This window comes from Pantoea sp. App145 (assembly GCF_047947045.1).
Taxonomy (GTDB): domain Bacteria; phylum Pseudomonadota; class Gammaproteobacteria; order Enterobacterales; family Enterobacteriaceae; genus Pantoea.
Genome location: NZ_CP133290.1, coordinates 1,378,510 through 1,395,409, shown reverse-complemented (window position 1 = coordinate 1,395,409; position 16,900 = coordinate 1,378,510). Strand labels below are relative to the sequence as shown.

The following is a 16,900-nucleotide window of genomic DNA, read 5'->3' as shown; positions in this document are numbered from 1 at the left end:
GCAATTGAGGTGGGTTAAAATTTATTAAAGAGCAGTTAAACCTCAAAAGCGTAGCACAATATCTCGGCAGGCAAGGCCGATGCGGCCGATGGGATGCAAATTCTTCATACGAAATTAACAAACAGCGCCGCCTGAGCGGCGCGGTACCAATTAATTACTCTCTTCCAGCAATTGGCGCAGCGAACCGCCCCCCGCACGCGGCCAGTCACCAACGTAACGTACGTCATCCACCACCCAGCAGGTGCCTTCGCGGATCATCAACACTTCGTCCTGCCATTTGCGGTCACCACGGGTTAAATCGACGCGCAGCGGAATATTGCGTGCGTCGCGATTCGGGATACTGGAGGCACTTGCCACCTCGGCAGCAGTCGGACCCTGGGCCAGGCTGGAGAACAGGTCGCCAGTGCGCCAGTCGGCGGGTTTATTGCTCAGCCCGTTAGCCTGCAACAGTTTCTGATACAGACGATCGCTGAGATAAGGGCGGTATTTTGCCAGCGTCGAATTATCCGGCAATCCCTGCGTTGGATGGCTGACGCGTAAATCGTAGAACTGCTGAGCTACACTGTCCGGACCGCCATCGACGCAGGCCGCAGTACGCGGACCATTATCCTTAATCACCGGCTCAACGGTGGTGCAGGCGCTGAGCAGCAGGGCAGCGGGAGCAAGCAGCGCAAAGGCTTTGTTTCTCATCTCTATTTCCTTGTTGTTCACTGGCAAAGGACCATTTTTAGCATAAAGTATAGCCTTGCATTTACGCCGTACGAGCTAAAGGAGAGAGCAATGGCGTTTCGTTTGCTGCGTGGTGGGCTGTTGTTGGGGTTGTTGTTGCTGAGCGGCTGCCAGTCAACCCTCGAAGCGCGCCACGGTTATTGGGTCGATACCGGGCATCCGGCGCAGGGCGCCAGGTCGCGTATCAAAGTTGTGGTGATCCATTACACCGCGGAAGATTTTCCTTCTTCGCTGGCGACGCTCACCGATCGTGAGGTCAGCGCCCATTATCTGATTCCGGCACAACCGCCGCAGCACCAGGGGCAGGGCGTCGTCTGGCAACTGGTGCCGGAAAGCCAGCTGGCGTGGCATGCCGGGCCGAGTTTCTGGCGCGGAGCCACACGGATCAATGACACCTCAATTGGTATTGAGCTGGTGAACAGCGGTTATCAGCGTACCCTGACGGGGCTGCGTTGGCAGCCGTTTACCCCGACGCAAATCGCGGCGCTGGAGGCGTTAGTCAAAGACATCCGCGCGCGTTACGACATCCCAGCGGAAAATGTGGTGGGGCATAGCGATATCGCGCCGCAACGCAAACAGGATCCGGGGCCGTTGTTTCCCTGGCGGCAGCTGGCGCGGGCGGGGTTAGGCGCCTGGCCTGATGACGCAACGGTACAGCGTTATCTGGGTAACGAGGCGGCAGATGCACCGGTTGATCAGGATGAATTGCTGGATGCTCTGCAACGCTATGGTTATGACGTTGCAGCGGCGAGTACTCCGGCGATGCAGCGTAAGGTTATTGCGGCGTTTCAGATGCATTTCAGGCCACGGGATTACCGTGGCCTGGCGGATGCGGAGACGCTGGCGATTGCCCGCGCCCTGCTGGCGAAATACGGCGCGGCGCAATAGCGCCGTTCCGTCATGCCTGTTGCAGGAATGCCTGCCAGTGTGCGACCAGTTGGGTGAGGTCCTCACGGCTGACATCCAGATGGGTCACGATACGCGTTACCGGACCGACGCTAATCAACACATCACGTGCGCTCAGCCATGCTTTCAACCCGTCAATCTGCTGCGCGGGCACTTTAACAAATAACATGTTGGTCTGCTGGCTCACCACTGTCACACCGAGACTCTTCAGCTGTTCACCAAGCCAGGCGGCGTTGTCGTGATCCTGCTGCAAACGCGTCACGTTATGTTGCAGGGCATATAAGCCCGCTGCAGCCAGAATGCCTGCCTGACGCATTCCACCACCCACCATTTTACGCCAGCGGCGCGCCTGTTCGATGTAGGCTGCCGGGCCGCACAGCAGCGATCCTACTGGCGTACCCAGACCTTTGGACAGACAGATGGTCAGGGTATCGCAGTAGCGGGCAATGCCTTCCAGCGTGGTATTTTGCGCCACCACGGCGTTAAAAATACGTGCGCCATCGATATGCAACGCCAGCTGGTGCTGACGCGTGAATTGATATGCCTGTTCCAGATAGCTGATCGGCAACACTTTACCGTGATGGGTGTTTTCCAGGCTGAGCAGACGGGTGCGCGCAAAGTGGATGTCGTCCGGTTTAATCGCGGCAGCCACATCAGCCAGCGGCAGAGTGCCGTCTTCTGCGGCAAGGATCGGCTGCGGCTGAATGCTGCCCAGCACGGCGGCACCACCGGCTTCATATTTGTAGTTATGCGCCTGCTGCCCAACGATATATTCATCGCCACGCTGACAATGGCTCAGCAGCGCCACCAGGTTGGCCTGGGTGCCGGTGGGGAAGAACAACGCCGCTTCTTTGCCGCTCATACAGGCGGCTTCGGCTTCCAGCGCATTGACGGTAGGATCGTCACGGTAAACATCATCGCCCGTTTCGGCAGCCATCATGGCGTCGAGCATGGCGGAACTTGGGCGGGTTACGGTATCACTGCGTAAATCGATCACGTCGCTCTCCTGAAAGAAAAAGCGGGCTGAGCGCCCGCATTGCATTTTTTTGCCTGTCCCGTTTTACCTCAGCCAGTTGGTTTTCGCCAGCTCCACGATCTCATCGCCGCGGCCATTCAGAATCGCCCGCAGCATATACAGGCTGAAGCCTTTGGCTTGTTCCAGTTTGATTTGTGGCGGGATGGCCAGTTCTTCTTTGGCGGTGATCACATCCAGCAGCACCGGGCCGTCGTGGGCGAACGCCTGCTCCAGCGCGTTATCCAGCTCCGAAGCCTTTTCGACCCGAATGCCTTTAATGCCGCAGGCGGTGGCGATGGCGGCGAAATCCGGGTTCTCCAGTTCGGTGCCATCGGTCAGATAACCCCCGGCTTTCATCTCCATCGCCACAAAGCCCAGCACGCTGTTATTGAAAATCACCAGCTTCACCGGCAGCTTGAGTTGTGCCAACGAGATAAAATCGCCCATCAGCATACTGAAACCGCCATCGCCACACAGCGCCACCACCTGACGATTACGATCGATCGCCTGCGCCCCCAGCGCCTGCGGCATGGCATTGGCCATCGAACCGTGGTTGAACGAACCGAGCAGCCGCCGCTTACCATTCATCTTCAGATAACGCGCTGCCCATACGGTCGGAGTGCCGACATCGCAGGTAAAGATGGCATCGTCAGCAGCGAAATGGCTGATTTGCTGCGCCAGGTATTGCGGATGAATCGCCTGTTTATCATTGGCGCTGGCAAGCTCGTCCAGCCCTTTGCGCGCTTCTGCATAATGCTCCAGCGCACTATCAAGATGGTGGCGATCGCTCTTGCTGCTGAGCTGTGGCAGCAATGCCTGCAATGTCGCTTTGATATCGCCCACCAGCGCCATATCGACGTGGCTGTGCGCGCCGAGGCTGGCAGGATTGATATCAATCTGAATGATGTTGGCGGAAGCGGGATAGAACGGTCGATAAGGGAATTGTGTCCCGAGCAGCACCAGAGTGCTGGCATTCATCATGGCGTGAAAACCGGATGAAAAACCAATCAGGCCGGTCATGCCGACATCGTAGGGATTGTCATACTCAATATGTTCTTTGCCACGCATCGCATGCACCACCGGCGCTTTCAGCGTCTCGGCCAGCTTCACCACTTCAGCATGTGCGCCAGCACAACCGCTGCCGCACAGCAGGGTAATGTTTTTAGCCTCGTTCAGCGTGGCGGCCAGACGACTGATTTCACTGGCGGAGGGCAGCACCTGCGGTAGCTGCGGTGGATACCACTCGGCGCGCGCGCCTTCTGGTGCCGGTTTGAGTGCCACATCGCCCGGCAACACCACCACCGACACGCCACGATTCAGAATCGCTTTGCGCATCGCGATGCCCAGCACCTGCGGCAACTGCTCCGGGTTCGATACCAGTTCGCAATAATGGCTGCATTCGCGGAACAACTCCTGCGGATGGGTTTCCTGGAAGTAGCCGCTGCCAATCTCGCTGGAAGGGATATGGGCGGCGATCGCCAGCACCGGTACGTGGTTACGATGGCAATCAAACAGGCCGTTGATCAGGTGCAAGTTGCCCGGCCCACAGGAACCGGCACAAACGGCCAGCTCGCCGGTAATTTGCGCTTCGGCACCCGCGGCAAAGGCGGCGACCTCCTCGTGACGCGTGGGCATCCATTTAATGGTGCCCATACGATTGAGGCTATCGTTTAACCCATTCAGTGAATCACCGGTAACGCCCCAGATGCGCTTCACACCTGCGTTTTCCAGCGTTTTCGCCAGCAGCGCCGCAACAGTTTGCTTCATCGAACACTCCTTTCCGGGAATTTAACGTCAGTGAGAAAGGGTAGACGATGGAATCCGGGCGTAGCCGTGAAAAAATGCGCTACGCCGCAGGGGAAGGGATCAGGCTGAGAACAGGGCGATCAGAATCGGTGCCAGCAGGCTCATGATAAAGCCATGCACAATAGCGGCCGGGACAATTTCCATCCCGCCTGCGCGTTGCAGAATCGGCAGGGTAAAATCCATCGAGGTGGCGCCGCTCAGCCCTAATGCGGTACAGCGATGGCGGGTGACCAGCAGCGGGATCAGCATGATGGCAAATAATTCACGCAGCAGATCATTGAAGAAAGCAGCACTGCCCATCACCGGGCCGAAGGCTTCCGTCATCAGGATGCCGGAGAGGGAGTACCAGCCGAAACCGCTCGCCAGTGCCAGCCCGGTTTTCAGCGGCAGGCCGAGCAGCGTGGCAGCCAGTGCGCCGCCTGCCAGCGCGCTTACCAGTGAGACCGCCGCCACCAGCATGCCACGGCGATTCAGCATCACCTGGCGCAGTGTCATGCCGCTACCGCGTAACTGAATGCCCACCAAAAACAGCATCAGGATCAGCGCGTATTCGCTGGCGGTGGCGGCGTGTCGCAACGGCGAGGCATGGGTCAGGCCTAGCAGAAAACCGGCCGCTACGGTCGCGCACAGCTTCACCGATTCCAGCGCCATCTGCCAGCGGGAGGGCAGCGTTTGTGGACGATGGTTGTGTTGCCACGGGTAGCGTTTTTCCAGCAGCCACAGTGCGCCCAGTGAGCAGGCGAGAATACACAACATGCTGATCAACGCGGTGTGGAAGATGGTCAGCAGATTGCTGCCGAGGTTGTCGAGAAACGCCAGGCTTACCCCCATCAAAAACAGAATCAGGTAAACGATATTACCGAGTAGACGGTTGACCGACTTCAGCAAACGCGGGCTATGGAACGGCAGCAACCAGCCGATAATCAGCGGCAGCAGGATAATGATCAGTCCGGTATACATCATGAGGCAGTTCGTCCCTGAGAAAAGAGGCGTCACGCTAACCAAAAACATCTGAAGTGTAAACCTTTTCCCCGCCAGATAACTTGACCAACGTAACGCGGGCGACCATGCTCAGGCAAAGAAGAGGAAGAACGCTGCGATGATTCTGGAACATATCGATATTCATGGTTTTCGTGGGATTAATCAGCTCTCGTTACCGCTGACCACCACCAATCTGCTGATCGGGGAAAATGCCTGGGGTAAATCGAGCCTGCTCGATGCGCTCACGTTACTGCTGGCACCCGCGACCGAATCCTATTTATTCACCGAACATGATTTCCATTTTCCCCCTGGCGACCTTGAAGCGCGTATGCATCAGCTTCAACTGGTGTTCCGCTTTCGTGCCGAAAATCATGAAGACGAACCCTTACTCGAGCCCTTCTGGCAGCGTGATAACGCCGGGCGTTACATCAGCTTCAGCGCACGCGGCAAGCGCAGGGAGCAGGGGGTAAAAACCACCCACCGCTTTATCGATGCCCGGGGGGACGTGCTGCCGTTGGAAGGGACGGCACAGGCGCTGGCCCATTTGCGTACCTGGTACCCGGTGTTGCGCGTGCGCGATGCCCGTTTTAGCCGGCGGGCGCGTCAGACAGAAAACGATCCGGCGCGGCGCGCCAGCACCATGAGTGAACTGGCGCTGGAAGTGGATAAACTGACGCGCGATTTGGTCGCGCGGCCGCAAATGCTCAGCGACGAATTGCTACGCCAGGGGCTGCACACCATGCAGCAATTGCTGGAACACTATTTTCTGGTGCAACAACCAGGGGGCAGTGTGGCGCGGGTGGCACCAGAGGTCCGGGACGGCGGCGAGGGCTGGCGTTCGCTGGATCAGCTCAATCATCTTATCGCCGGTACCGAATCACGTAGCCGTCAGGTGATTTTGTTGCGTATGTTCTCCCTGCTGATTCAGGCGCATGGTAGCGCCCCTTTGCCGCCGGGTGCGCGGCCGCTGTTGCTGGTGGAAGACCCGGAAACCCGTCTGCATCCCATCATGCTGGCGGTGGCGTGGAATTTGCTGGATCTGATGCCGGTACAAAAGATTGCCACCACCAACTCGGGTGAACTGCTGTCGCAGGTGCCGGTGGAGCATGTGTGTCGTCTGGTACGTGAGCCGAGCCGGGTTGCTGCCTGGCGCATTGGTCCGGAAGGGTTAAGCGCCGAGGAGAGCCGTCGCATTGGTTTCCATATTCGCGTCAATCGTCCGTCGGCCCTGTTTGCCCGCTGCTGGTTGCTGGTGGAAGGGGAGACCGAGGTGTGGATCATTAACGAACTGGCGCGTCAGCGCGGTCATCACTTTGCGGCGGAAGGGGTCAAAGTGATTGAGTTTGCCCAGTCGGGACTGAAACCTCTGCTGAAATTCGCCCGGCGTATGGGCATCGCCTGGCATGTGCTGACTGACGGCGACGATGCCGGTAAGAAGTATGCCGCCACCGCGCGTAGCCAGTTACAGCCGCACGAACATGAGAACGATCATCTGACACAATTACCCGCGCTGGATATTGAGAATTTCTTCTATAAGCAGGGATTTAGTGATGTCTATCATCAGGTGGCGCACCTGCCGTTAAACGTACCGATGAATGCCAAGCGTATTATAACCAAAGCCATTCATCACAGTTCGAAGCCGGAACTGGCGATTGCCATAGCCCTGGCCGCCGCTGAACGTGGGCCAGAGGCGGTTCCGCAACTGCTGGATACGTTGTTCTCGCGGGTGATGTGGCTGGCGCGTGGTAAGGCCGATTGATTTTATAGAAAAATCTTGCCGCCAAAGGACGTAAAATTCTCAAAAGAAAAATGCCAGCATCACTGGCTGGCATTTTTTTTCGGGAGTGGTCAGAATGGATGAAGAAGCGCAGGATTATGCCTGGACCGATGTTTCCACCGGCACGATCAAACTGGCATGGTTGCCTTTCGGCCCTTCATGGACATCGAACTGAACCTGCTGGCCGGCTTTCAGCGTTCTGTATCCCTCCATCTGAATCGTGGAGTAGTGTGCGAAGATATCGTCGCCGCCGCCAATCGGACAGATAAAACCGAAGCCTTTGGCGTTGTTGAACCATTTAACAGTACCCGTCTCCATGCTTTTACTTCCCTCGCAAGACATTTTGATAAGTAGGTGAGGTCATTGAAGCTGTGAGTCGAGCTTGTTTAAAACTCAATCAGCTTGTGTAAGTAGAATGTAGAGAAACGGTCCTTATCGTCAAGCAAACGACCCGAGCGCGCAGGGGGAAATTCATCAAAATTTGAGGCAGTTAACGCTATTGCAAATTTTGTGATACAGGTCGCGCATGCGCTTTCAGGTCCAGTTTTTCATGAGGGAAAAGTGGCTTGACAGGCATGTTAAACTTTAGGTGTGGGCGCAGAATTGCGCGCAACCGTAACGCAGAATTTCGACGGAACATTATGGCAAACACAAACGACTGGCTTAACTTTGAGCATTTGGCCGAAGACAAAGTACGCGAAGGGTTAAAGCCGCCTTCGATGTATAAAGTCATTCTGAATAATGACGATTATACACCTATGGAATTTGTTATTGACGTTCTGCAAAAGTTCTTTTCTTATGATGTTGAACGTGCAACGCAACTGATGTTGAAAGTTCACTACCAGGGAAAGGCAATCTGTGGTGTATTTACTGCAGAAGTGGCGGAAACCAAAGTTGCCCAGGTGAACAATTACGCACGAGATAATGAACATCCGTTGCTGTGTACGCTGGAAAAAGCCTGAAACCGTCTCCATATAGGGGAAAGGTCGTCAGAGCGATAATTGGGGGAGGTGCCTAATGCTCAATCAAGAACTGGAACTCAGTTTAAACATGGCTTTCGCCAGAGCGCGTGAGCACCGTCATGAGTTTATGACCGTCGAGCATCTGTTGCTGGCTCTGCTCAGCAACCCGTCGGCCAGAGAGGCACTGGAAGCCTGTACGGTGGATATAGTGGCTCTGCGGCAGGAACTCGAAGCCTTCATCGAACAAACCACACCGGTGTTGCCCACCAGTGAAGAGGAGCGTGATACCCAACCAACGCTCAGCTTCCAGCGTGTGCTGCAGCGTGCGGTTTTCCATGTCCAGTCATCCGGGCGCAGTGAAGTTTCTGGCGCGAACGTGCTGGTCGCCATCTTCAGCGAGCAGGAGTCGCAAGCGGCTTACCTGTTGCGCAAACATGAAGTGAGCCGCCTCGATGTGGTGAACTTTATCTCCCACGGTACGCGTAAAGACGAGCCTGGTCAGGCACAGAATACGGAAAATCCGGTTAACGAAGAGCAGGCAGGCGGGGAGGAACGTATGGAAAACTTCACCACCAATCTTAATCAGCTTGCTCGCGTCGGCGGGATCGACCCGTTGATCGGCCGCGAGAAAGAGCTGGAGCGTGCCATTCAGGTCTTGTGCCGTCGCCGTAAGAATAACCCGCTGCTGGTGGGTGAATCGGGCGTCGGTAAGACCGCCATCGCAGAAGGCCTCGCCTGGCGTATTGTGCAGGGCGATGTGCCGGAAGTGATGAAAGATTGCACCATCTACTCGCTGGATATCGGTTCACTGCTGGCAGGCACCAAGTATCGTGGTGACTTTGAAAAACGTTTCAAAGCGCTGCTGAAACAGCTGGAGCAGGATAACAGCAGCATTCTGTTCATCGACGAAATCCACACCATTATCGGTGCGGGTGCGGCGTCGGGTGGCCAGGTGGATGCGGCAAACCTGATTAAGCCATTGCTTTCCAGCGGTAAAATCCGCGTGATGGGTTCCACAACCTATCAGGAATTCAGCAATATCTTCGAGAAAGACCGGGCGCTGGCGCGTCGTTTCCAGAAAATCGACATCACTGAACCGTCGGTGGAAGAAACGGTGCAGATCCTCAATGGTCTGAAACCGAAATACGAAGCGCACCATGATGTCCGTTACACCGCCAAAGCGGTACGTGCGGCGGTGGAGCTGGCGGTGAAATACATCAACGATCGTCATCTGCCCGATAAGGCGATTGATGTGATTGATGAAGCCGGTGCGCGTGCGCGTCTGGTTCCAGCCAGCAAGCGTAAAAAAACCGTCAATGTGTCTGACATCGAAACGGTGGTAGCACGTATCGCTCGTATTCCGGAACAAAGCGTTTCGGCGACCGATCGCGATACGCTGAAAAACCTTGGCGATCGTCTGAAAATGCTGGTGTTTGGTCAGGACAATGCGATTGAAGCTCTGACTGAAGCCATCAAGATGAGCCGTGCAGGCCTCGGCCAGGATCGTAAACCGGTTGGTTCTTTCCTGTTTGCCGGTCCAACCGGTGTCGGTAAAACCGAGGTGACGGTGCAGCTGGCGAAAGCGCTGGGCATTGAGTTGCTGCGTTTTGATATGTCGGAATATATGGAACGTCATACGGTGAGCCGTCTGATCGGTGCGCCTCCGGGGTATGTGGGCTTTGACCAGGGTGGCTTGCTCACCGATGCGGTGATCAAACATCCGCACGCTGTGGTGCTGCTCGATGAAATCGAGAAAGCTCACCCGGATGTGTTCAACCTGCTGCTGCAGGTGATGGACAATGGCATGCTGACGGATAACAACGGCCGTAAAGCGGATTTCCGAAACGTGGTGCTGGTGATGACCACTAACGCCGGTGTGCGTGAGACTGAACGTAAGTCGATTGGCCTGATTCAGCAGGACAACAGCACCGACGCGATGGAAGAGATCAAAAAAATCTTCACGCCGGAGTTCCGTAACCGTCTCGACAACATTATCTGGTTCCGTCACTTGTCTGCTGAGGTGATTCATCAGGTGGTGGATAAATTTATTGTCGAGTTGCAGGCACAGCTGGATGCGAAAGGCGTGTCGCTGGAAGTTAGCGATGATGCGCGTGACTGGCTGGCTGAGAAAGGGTATGACAAAGCGATGGGCGCGCGTCCGATGGCGCGTACCGTGCAGGAAAACCTGAAAAAACCGCTCGCCAACGAACTGCTGTTTGGTTCACTGGTGGATGGAGGTTCAGTGTCCGTCGCGCTGGATAAAGAGAAAAACCAGCTGACCTACCATTTCCTCAGTGCGGAAAAACGTAAAACCGAAGGGACTGTGCATTAATCAGGTTGTGGTTAAACCCTTTGTATAGTCTTAGAAGCCCTGGTGCATTGCACCGGGGTTTTTTTTATCGTTACCAAATGAAAAGGCCGGATGCGAATCCGGCCTTTTATCGCGTTCAGAAAACGCGTGAGATGAGTAGCGTCTTAGCGACTACGGAAGACAATGCGGCCTTTGCTCAGGTCGTACGGGGTCAACTCGACAGTCACTTTGTCGCCCGTCAGGATGCGGATGTAGTTTTTGCGCATTTTACCGGAGATATGAGCGGTAACCACGTGCCCGTTTTCAAGTTCTACGCGGAACATGGTGTTAGGTAACGTATCCAGTACGGTACCTTGCATTTCAATATTGTCTTCTTTGGCCATCGAATCCTCTGGGTGAACTACCAAACTGTTGAACCGGCAAGATAATGCCGAATTCCATGATTTATGTAAAGAAACGTTGGTGATTTTGCCAACACTTCGCCGTGCGTCGCGCCAATGCGCGTGCATTACGGATTAAATTCGGGTGTTTTTGACGTCTGCGGGGGATTAGCGGGCTAAGAATCTGTAGCAATCGGCATCGGGCGCACAATTGAAACAGCTTCGGGAAAACAGTCACTTTCCCAGCCTGGCAATTCCGGCTCGCCACAGCGAAGCGCGGACGACATACCAAACTCGCTTATTATATCACTTTTGCCGCGTATTGTGTGCAAAACATCTGCGCGGGCCGTCAAAAAAGGGTTTGTGTTTGCCAGCAACCGGGTAAAACCGGTTGCCACGCCAGTGTTTGTACATACTGCAAATAATCGACACGCGGAATTTCGACTGCACCTAAAGAGGCCGTGTGGGGATTGAGTACCTGGCAATCAATCAGCCGTCCGTTGTGGCCGAGAAAGTGTTGGCTGAAGACCCACAGCGCGGTTTTTGAGGCATTTTCTTCACGGCTGAACATCGACTCGCCACAAAAAATCTGGCCCAGTGCCAGACCATATAATCCCCCGACCAGCCGTTGTTCATGCCATACCTCGACCGAATGGGCATGGCCCAGTTCATACAAGCGCAGCCAGGCACGCTTCACCTCGAAAGTGATCCAGGTACCTTCCTGACGATGACTGGCGCAGCCTTCCAGTACCTGGGCGAACGCCTGATTCATGGTGACGCGATAGGGGGAGCTACGGTGAAAACGCGCCATGCTGCGACTGAGGTGGAAAGATTCCGGCAACATAACGGCGCGGGGATCGGGCGACCACCAGAGAATCGGATCGCCCGGTGAGAACCAGGGAAAAATGCCACGCTGGTACGCATTCATCAAACGGGCAGGGGAAAGATCTCCACCCATCGCCAGCAAGCCGTTCGGCTCACGTAGCGCCATTTCCGGAGGCGGAAAATGCAGCGAATCGCGTGACAGTTGTACCAGTCTCATTGCGTTAATTACCCTTACGGCAGTTCGCTAAGACTATAGCGCAAAGCGTTGGTGGAAACGCCAGTAACGTCCTTCTTTTGAGATTAATTCGTCATGAGAACCAGATTCAATAATCTGTCCCTGATCCATTACACAAATGCGGTCCATTTGCGCCAGCCCACTCAGGCGATGTGTCACCATTATCAGTGTTTTCCCCTGGGTGACTTGCTGCAACAGCATCAGAATTTGCTGTTCGGTGGTGGCATCCAGCCCTTCGGTTGGCTCATCAAGCAGCCAGAGGTCTCCACCGTGCAGCAAGGCCCGTGCAATCGCCAGACGGCGCATCTCGCCACCGGAAAGGGGACGACCACCTTCTCCCATCCAGGCATTCAGCCCCTCGCTGTGTTCAGCCAGATGGCTAAGCCCCACCTGATGCAGGGCGGCGGTAAGTTCTTGATCACTGGCAGCGGGGCAGGCCAGCAACAGGTTATCCCGTAACGTCTGACTGAACAGATGAACCCGCTGCGTGACGACGCTGATGCGCTGGCGCAGCGAGGTTTCGTCCCAGTTCGCCAGCGGGATCCCGTTCAGCGCGATGCTACCCTGCTGCGCCTCCCAGCCGCGGGTGATCAATGCCAGCAGGCTGGATTTGCCGCATCCGGTAGGCCCAAGCAACGCCAGGTGTTCACCCGTCTGTAGGCTCAGGGAAAAGTTATGCAGCACGGCTTCCGGACGCTGCGGGTAGCTGAACTGAATATTTTCCAGCGTCAGGCTAATGCCCGCTGGCGTGTTGACCCTGGCTGCTGGAAAACGAATAGCCGGAGGTTGATCGATAATTTCCTGCACCCGTTGTGCCGCGCTGGTGACCTGCGTGAGCGGCAAAAATGCTCCGGCAACCGGAGCCAGCGCTTCAAACGCCGCCAGGCCACAAAAGACGAACAGGGCGAGAAATGCCCCTGGGGCGCTGTCCCCGCCGACACCGGCAGCCGCAATCCACAGCAGCAGCGTCACGGTGACACCGGTAATCAGTAACAACAGACTTTGCGCCACAGCCTGCAAACGATGTTGCTTGCGCTGGGCCTGTTGCCAGTCGATCTCCTCACTATCAAGCTGTGCCCGCCAGCGCGCGGCCGCGCCATAGATTTGCAGTTCAGCCAGTCCGGTGAGCCAGTTCGTGAGTTGTAAACGCCAGTTAGCCTGATGCTGCGCGATCTGCTGGCCCGCACTGGCGCCAAAACGCCAGAACAGCGGCGGCATCACTAACAGCGTTGCCAGCATGATGCCGCCAAGCAATAGCGCCAGCGGCACATCCAGCCAGGCTAAGCCGAGGGTCACAGCAACGATCACCACAGCAGCCCCCACCAGCGGTGAGATCACGCGCAAATAAAGGTGATCAAGCGTATCGACATCGCCAACAAAACGGTTGAGCAGGTCCCCCTGGCGAAACTGCGCCAGCTGTTGTGGGGCCAGCGCGATTAATTTGCTGAAGGTGAAGACGCGTAAATGTTGCAGCACGCGGAAGGTGGCATCGTGGCTGACCAGACGTTCGAAATAACGCGCTGCGGTGCGAATGATCGCTGCACCTCGTACTCCGGCGGCGGGTAACATATAGTTGAAGGTGTACAGACCGGCAACGCCCGCCACCGAAGAGGCAGCCAGGAACCAGCCGGACAGGGTCAGCAAACCAATGCTCGCCAGCAGGGTGGCAATCGCCAGCACCATTCCCAGGCCAAGACGCCACGGATGACGTCGCCACAAACGTAAAAAAGGCATCAGGCTTTGCATCAGGCAATCTCCTTCTGACGATGCTGCACCATCTCGCGTAATGGCCCTTCCTGCTGATGCAGCTGTTGCCAGTGACCTTGCTGCACCAACTGACCGTCTTGCATCACCCAGATTTCATCCCAGCTGGCGAGGTCGCTGAGCTGATGGGTAATCATTAGGGTGGTTTGTCGTGTCGCGGCTTGTTTCAGGGCCGCCATCACCCGTTGTTCGCTCTGACTATCCAGTCCTGATCCCGGCTCATCCAGCAACAGCAGTTGCGCCGGTTTCAGCAGCGCACGGGCCACCGCCACACGCTGAGCCTGGCCGACGGATAAGCCTGTCGCGCTATCACCGAGAGGCGTATCCAGCCCCTGGGGCAGCCGTGGCAGAAATTCCGCGACGCCAGCATCATCCAGCGTGCGCTCCAGCTCTGCCTCAGTGACGCTGCGTCCCATCAACACGTTTTCACGCAGAGTGGCAGCAGGTAAGTGCGGGTTTTGCCCCACCCAGGCCAGTTGTTGCTGCCAGCTGGCGCGATCGATGTCATGCAACTCCGTACCGTTGATTTTCAGCGATCCCGCATAAGGCAGAAAGCCGAGCAACACATTCATCAGGGCAGTTTTGCCCGCGCCACTTTGCCCTACCAGCGCCACGCGTTTTTCTGCTGCGAGGCTGAAGGTCAGCGGCTGAGATAGCGCTTCGCCGCGGGCGGTCATCACCACCAGATCGCAGGCTTCCAGCTCAAGAGGCGCGGAAAACGTGACTGCTGCGCCTGCTGATGCGGGTGTGTCGGGGCTGTCCTGAAGAAAACGATCCAGTGCATCTGCCCCGCCCACGGCCTGGGCTTTAGCATGGTAAAAGGTGCCTAAATCACGCAGCGGCTGGAAGAATTCCGGGGCGAGGATTAACGCAAGGAAACCGGCAAACAACGTGACGCCGCTGTGGTAATGACCAAAATTCAGCTCGCCAAGGTAGGAGAAGCCGAAATACACCGCCACTACGGCAATCGCCAGTGAAGCGAAAAACTCCAGCACCGCTGACGAGAGGAAGGCCAGACGTAACACTTCCATGGTGCGTTGACGAAAATCGGTGGTGGTACGGCTGATGGCCTGTTGTTCGGCACTGGCACGATCAAACAGGCGCAGCGTTTCGCGGCCACGCAGGCGATCGTAAAAATCCCCGCTGAGTCTGGCCAGCGCGAGGAAATTACGTCGGTTGGCATCGGCAGCGCCCATACCGACCATCGCCATAAACAGCGGAATGAGCGGGGCGGTGACCAGCAAAATCAATCCGGCTGCCCAGTTAATCGGGAAAATCGCCACCAGAATGGCGCAGGGAATAAAAACCGCCAGCGACATTTGCGGCAGATATCGGGCGTAATATTCCTGCATCTCCTCAATCTGCTCCAGCAGTAGCGTCGCCCAGCTGCCGGCGGGTTTACCCTGAATCCAGGCCGGACCCAGCGCATTCAGTCGGTCCAACACCTGCTGCCGCAGCGCCCGGCGGATCGCCATCCCCGCGCGCTGACCAGCCATCTCACGGCCATAGTTCAGTGCGGCGCGCAGTACAAAACACAGCAGCAGCAGGGCAAACTGGCTGATAAGTTCAGCGCGGGGTAGATGAGTGATGATCAGCGCCTGTAACAGCGTGGCGAGCAGCCATGCCTGGGCAATGATCACCAGGGCGCTGGCAAAGCCCAGCAGAGAAACCAGACGCAGGCTGCGTGCACCGTGATGACGTTGCTGGCGAAGCCAGCGGATAAGTTCCTGTTGCCGCGATTTGTTCATGCGAAGCCGTTCGATGATCCAGATTAGAAGCCGTGGAGAGGGGAAAACCTCTGCAAGGTCAGGCGCATGAACTGTAGCACGCAGGTAATAAAAAAGGCGACCAAAACAGGTCGCCTCCGGCAATTATGATCAAGTTATTAACAACTTACTTATCGTTTTTAACCAGACCATCAAGGTAACGTTCAGCATCCAGCGCTGCCATACAACCGGTACCGGCGGAGGTGATCGCCTGACGATAGATATGGTCCATGACGTCACCGGCGGCAAAGACGCCCGGGATGCTGGTCTGGGTGGCGTTGCCGTGCAGACCAGACTGAACTTTGATGTAACCATTTTCCAGCGCCAGCTGACCTTCGAAGATCGCCGTGTTAGGGCTATGGCCGATAGCGACGAACAGACCGGCAACTTCCAGCGATTCTGGCTCTTCACCTTTGGTTGACAGCAGTTTCAGACCGGTCACACCCATCTGATCACCCACCACTTCATCCAGGGTGCGATCGGTATGCAACACGATATTACCGTTGCGCACTTTTTCCATCAGACGATCGATAAGGATCTTCTCGGCGCGGAAGTTGTCACGGCGGTGAATCAGGTGAACTTCAGCAGCGATATTCGCCAGGTACAGCGCTTCTTCCACGGCGGTGTTACCCCCGCCAATTACCGCGACTTTCTGGTTGCGGTAGAAGAAACCGTCACAGGTGGCGCAGGCCGATACGCCTTTGCCTTTAAACGCTTCTTCAGAAGGCAGGCCAAGGTAACGGGCAGAAGCACCGGTGGCGATGATCAGTGCGTCCGCGGTGTATTCGCCGCTGTCACCGGTCAGGCGGAACGGACGGTTCTGCAAATCAACGGTGTGAATATGATCGAAAATGATCTCGGTGTTGAACTTCTCCGCATGCTCATGCATACGTTCCATCAGCGATGGACCTGTCAGATCGTGCGGGTCGCCCGGCCAGTTTTCCACTTCAGTGGTGGTGGTGAGCTGACCACCTTTTTCCAGACCGGTAATCAAGACCGGATTCAGGTTGGCGCGTGCGGCATAGACTGCCGCAGTGTAACCGGCAGGGCCGGAGCCCAGAATGAGCAGCTTACTGTGTTTGGCCGTACTCATGTGTTCCTCAGTTTCTTGTCTGACAACATAGCGAATGATTGTAGGGAAATTACCGGCGCAAAAAAAGTCTTGAGCGATTTTGTTAACAATCGCTGCAAGCGGCGTAGACGATGAGTGGTGATTCTGCACGCCGATTGCGCCAAAAGGGGGCAATGCTCGGTAATTTGTGGTGCAGCTGTATAAAAAATCTCATTAGAAAACAGGAACCCAGCACTCTGTATGGCATCTTGTACTGAATTTGGATGTTTTACTTTGACAATCGCCTGCGCATTTGCGAAAACATTATCAGAAGCAGAGAAGATTTAGCGATTCGAAACAGAATTTCATGCCTGTTTTGGTTTGTTTCGCCA

General features: G+C 56.0%; 14 protein-coding genes. 4 read left to right on the top strand and 10 right to left on the bottom strand.

The annotated features are described in order from the left end of the window. Nucleotides 1-150 precede the first annotated feature (150 nt). The gene (locus RCF31_RS06325; RefSeq protein WP_416412861.1) at nucleotides 151-690 is read right to left on the bottom strand and encodes a lipoprotein; all 540 of its coding nucleotides are present in this window, start codon (nucleotides 688-690) and stop codon (nucleotides 151-153) included. A gap of 90 nt (nucleotides 691-780) precedes the next feature. Between RCF31_RS06325 and RCF31_RS06320 the strand changes: the two genes are divergently transcribed. Further along, on the top strand, nucleotides 781-1,617 hold the full coding sequence (locus tag RCF31_RS06320) for an N-acetylmuramoyl-L-alanine amidase (protein WP_416412860.1): 837 nt from the start codon (nucleotides 781-783) through the stop codon (nucleotides 1,615-1,617). A gap of 10 nt (nucleotides 1,618-1,627) precedes the next feature. On the opposite strand, the gene ltaE is transcribed toward RCF31_RS06320, so the two are convergent. From ltaE to RCF31_RS06305, 3 genes are all read right to left on the bottom strand, one after another. After that, nucleotides 1,628-2,632, bottom strand: a complete 1,005-nt coding sequence (gene ltaE, locus RCF31_RS06315) for a low-specificity L-threonine aldolase (protein WP_416412859.1) — start codon at nucleotides 2,630-2,632, stop codon at nucleotides 1,628-1,630. A 63-nt stretch (nucleotides 2,633-2,695) separates the two neighbouring features. Continuing rightward, nucleotides 2,696-4,417 (bottom strand): ubiquinone-dependent pyruvate dehydrogenase, encoded by a 1,722-nt coding sequence (gene poxB, locus RCF31_RS06310; RefSeq protein WP_416412858.1) that lies wholly within the window; start codon nucleotides 4,415-4,417, stop codon nucleotides 2,696-2,698. A gap of 99 nt (nucleotides 4,418-4,516) precedes the next feature. Beyond that, complete coding sequence (locus RCF31_RS06305) at nucleotides 4,517-5,416, bottom strand: lysine exporter LysO family protein (protein ID WP_299446789.1); 900 nt, start codon at nucleotides 5,414-5,416, stop codon at nucleotides 4,517-4,519. A gap of 139 nt (nucleotides 5,417-5,555) precedes the next feature. On the opposite strand from RCF31_RS06305, the gene RCF31_RS06300 reads away from it, so the two are divergent. Continuing rightward, nucleotides 5,556-7,196, top strand: coding sequence for a DUF2813 domain-containing protein (locus RCF31_RS06300; protein WP_416412857.1), 1,641 nt, complete (start codon nucleotides 5,556-5,558; stop codon nucleotides 7,194-7,196). 114 nt (nucleotides 7,197-7,310) lie between these two features. Here the strand turns inward: RCF31_RS06300 and cspD are convergent, their stop codons facing one another. Beyond that, nucleotides 7,311-7,532 carry a cold shock-like protein CspD gene (gene cspD, locus RCF31_RS06295; RefSeq protein WP_084873687.1) on the bottom strand — a complete coding sequence of 74 codons (222 nt, stop codon included), beginning with the start codon at nucleotides 7,530-7,532 and terminating at the stop codon, nucleotides 7,311-7,313. Nucleotides 7,533-7,855: 323 nt separating this feature from the next. Between cspD and clpS the strand changes: the two genes are divergently transcribed. Beyond that, nucleotides 7,856-8,176: an ATP-dependent Clp protease adapter ClpS gene (gene clpS / locus RCF31_RS06290; protein WP_021182586.1), complete on the top strand. Its 321-nt coding sequence runs from the start codon at nucleotides 7,856-7,858 to the stop codon at nucleotides 8,174-8,176. Nucleotides 8,177-8,231: 55 nt separating this feature from the next. Further along, nucleotides 8,232-10,508, top strand: coding sequence for an ATP-dependent Clp protease ATP-binding subunit ClpA (gene clpA / locus RCF31_RS06285; RefSeq protein WP_084873688.1), 2,277 nt, complete (start codon nucleotides 8,232-8,234; stop codon nucleotides 10,506-10,508). A gap of 143 nt (nucleotides 10,509-10,651) precedes the next feature. Here clpA and infA read toward each other — a convergent pair whose 3' ends face one another. The 5 genes from infA to trxB all read right to left on the bottom strand — a co-directional run bounded on the left by infA (nucleotide 10,652) and on the right by trxB (nucleotide 16,550). Beyond that, entirely contained in the window at nucleotides 10,652-10,870 is a 219-nt protein-coding gene (gene infA, locus RCF31_RS06280) for a translation initiation factor IF-1 (protein ID WP_002211347.1), read from the bottom strand. A 346-nt stretch (nucleotides 10,871-11,216) separates the two neighbouring features. After that, entirely contained in the window at nucleotides 11,217-11,909 is a 693-nt protein-coding gene (gene aat, locus RCF31_RS06275; protein ID WP_313686886.1) for a leucyl/phenylalanyl-tRNA--protein transferase, read from the bottom strand. 33 nt (nucleotides 11,910-11,942) lie between these two features. Further along, complete coding sequence (cydC, locus tag RCF31_RS06270) at nucleotides 11,943-13,673, bottom strand: heme ABC transporter ATP-binding protein/permease CydC (protein ID WP_416412846.1); 1,731 nt, start codon at nucleotides 13,671-13,673, stop codon at nucleotides 11,943-11,945. Continuing rightward, nucleotides 13,673-15,439, bottom strand: coding sequence for a heme ABC transporter permease/ATP-binding protein CydD (gene cydD, locus RCF31_RS06265; RefSeq protein ID WP_416412845.1), 1,767 nt, complete (start codon nucleotides 15,437-15,439; stop codon nucleotides 13,673-13,675). The genes cydC and cydD overlap by 1 nt, the downstream gene beginning before the upstream one ends. Before the next feature lie 145 nt (nucleotides 15,440-15,584). After that, nucleotides 15,585-16,550 (bottom strand): thioredoxin-disulfide reductase, encoded by a 966-nt coding sequence (gene trxB, locus RCF31_RS06260; RefSeq protein WP_208714500.1) that lies wholly within the window; start codon nucleotides 16,548-16,550, stop codon nucleotides 15,585-15,587. Nucleotides 16,551-16,900: the final 350 nt, after the last annotated feature.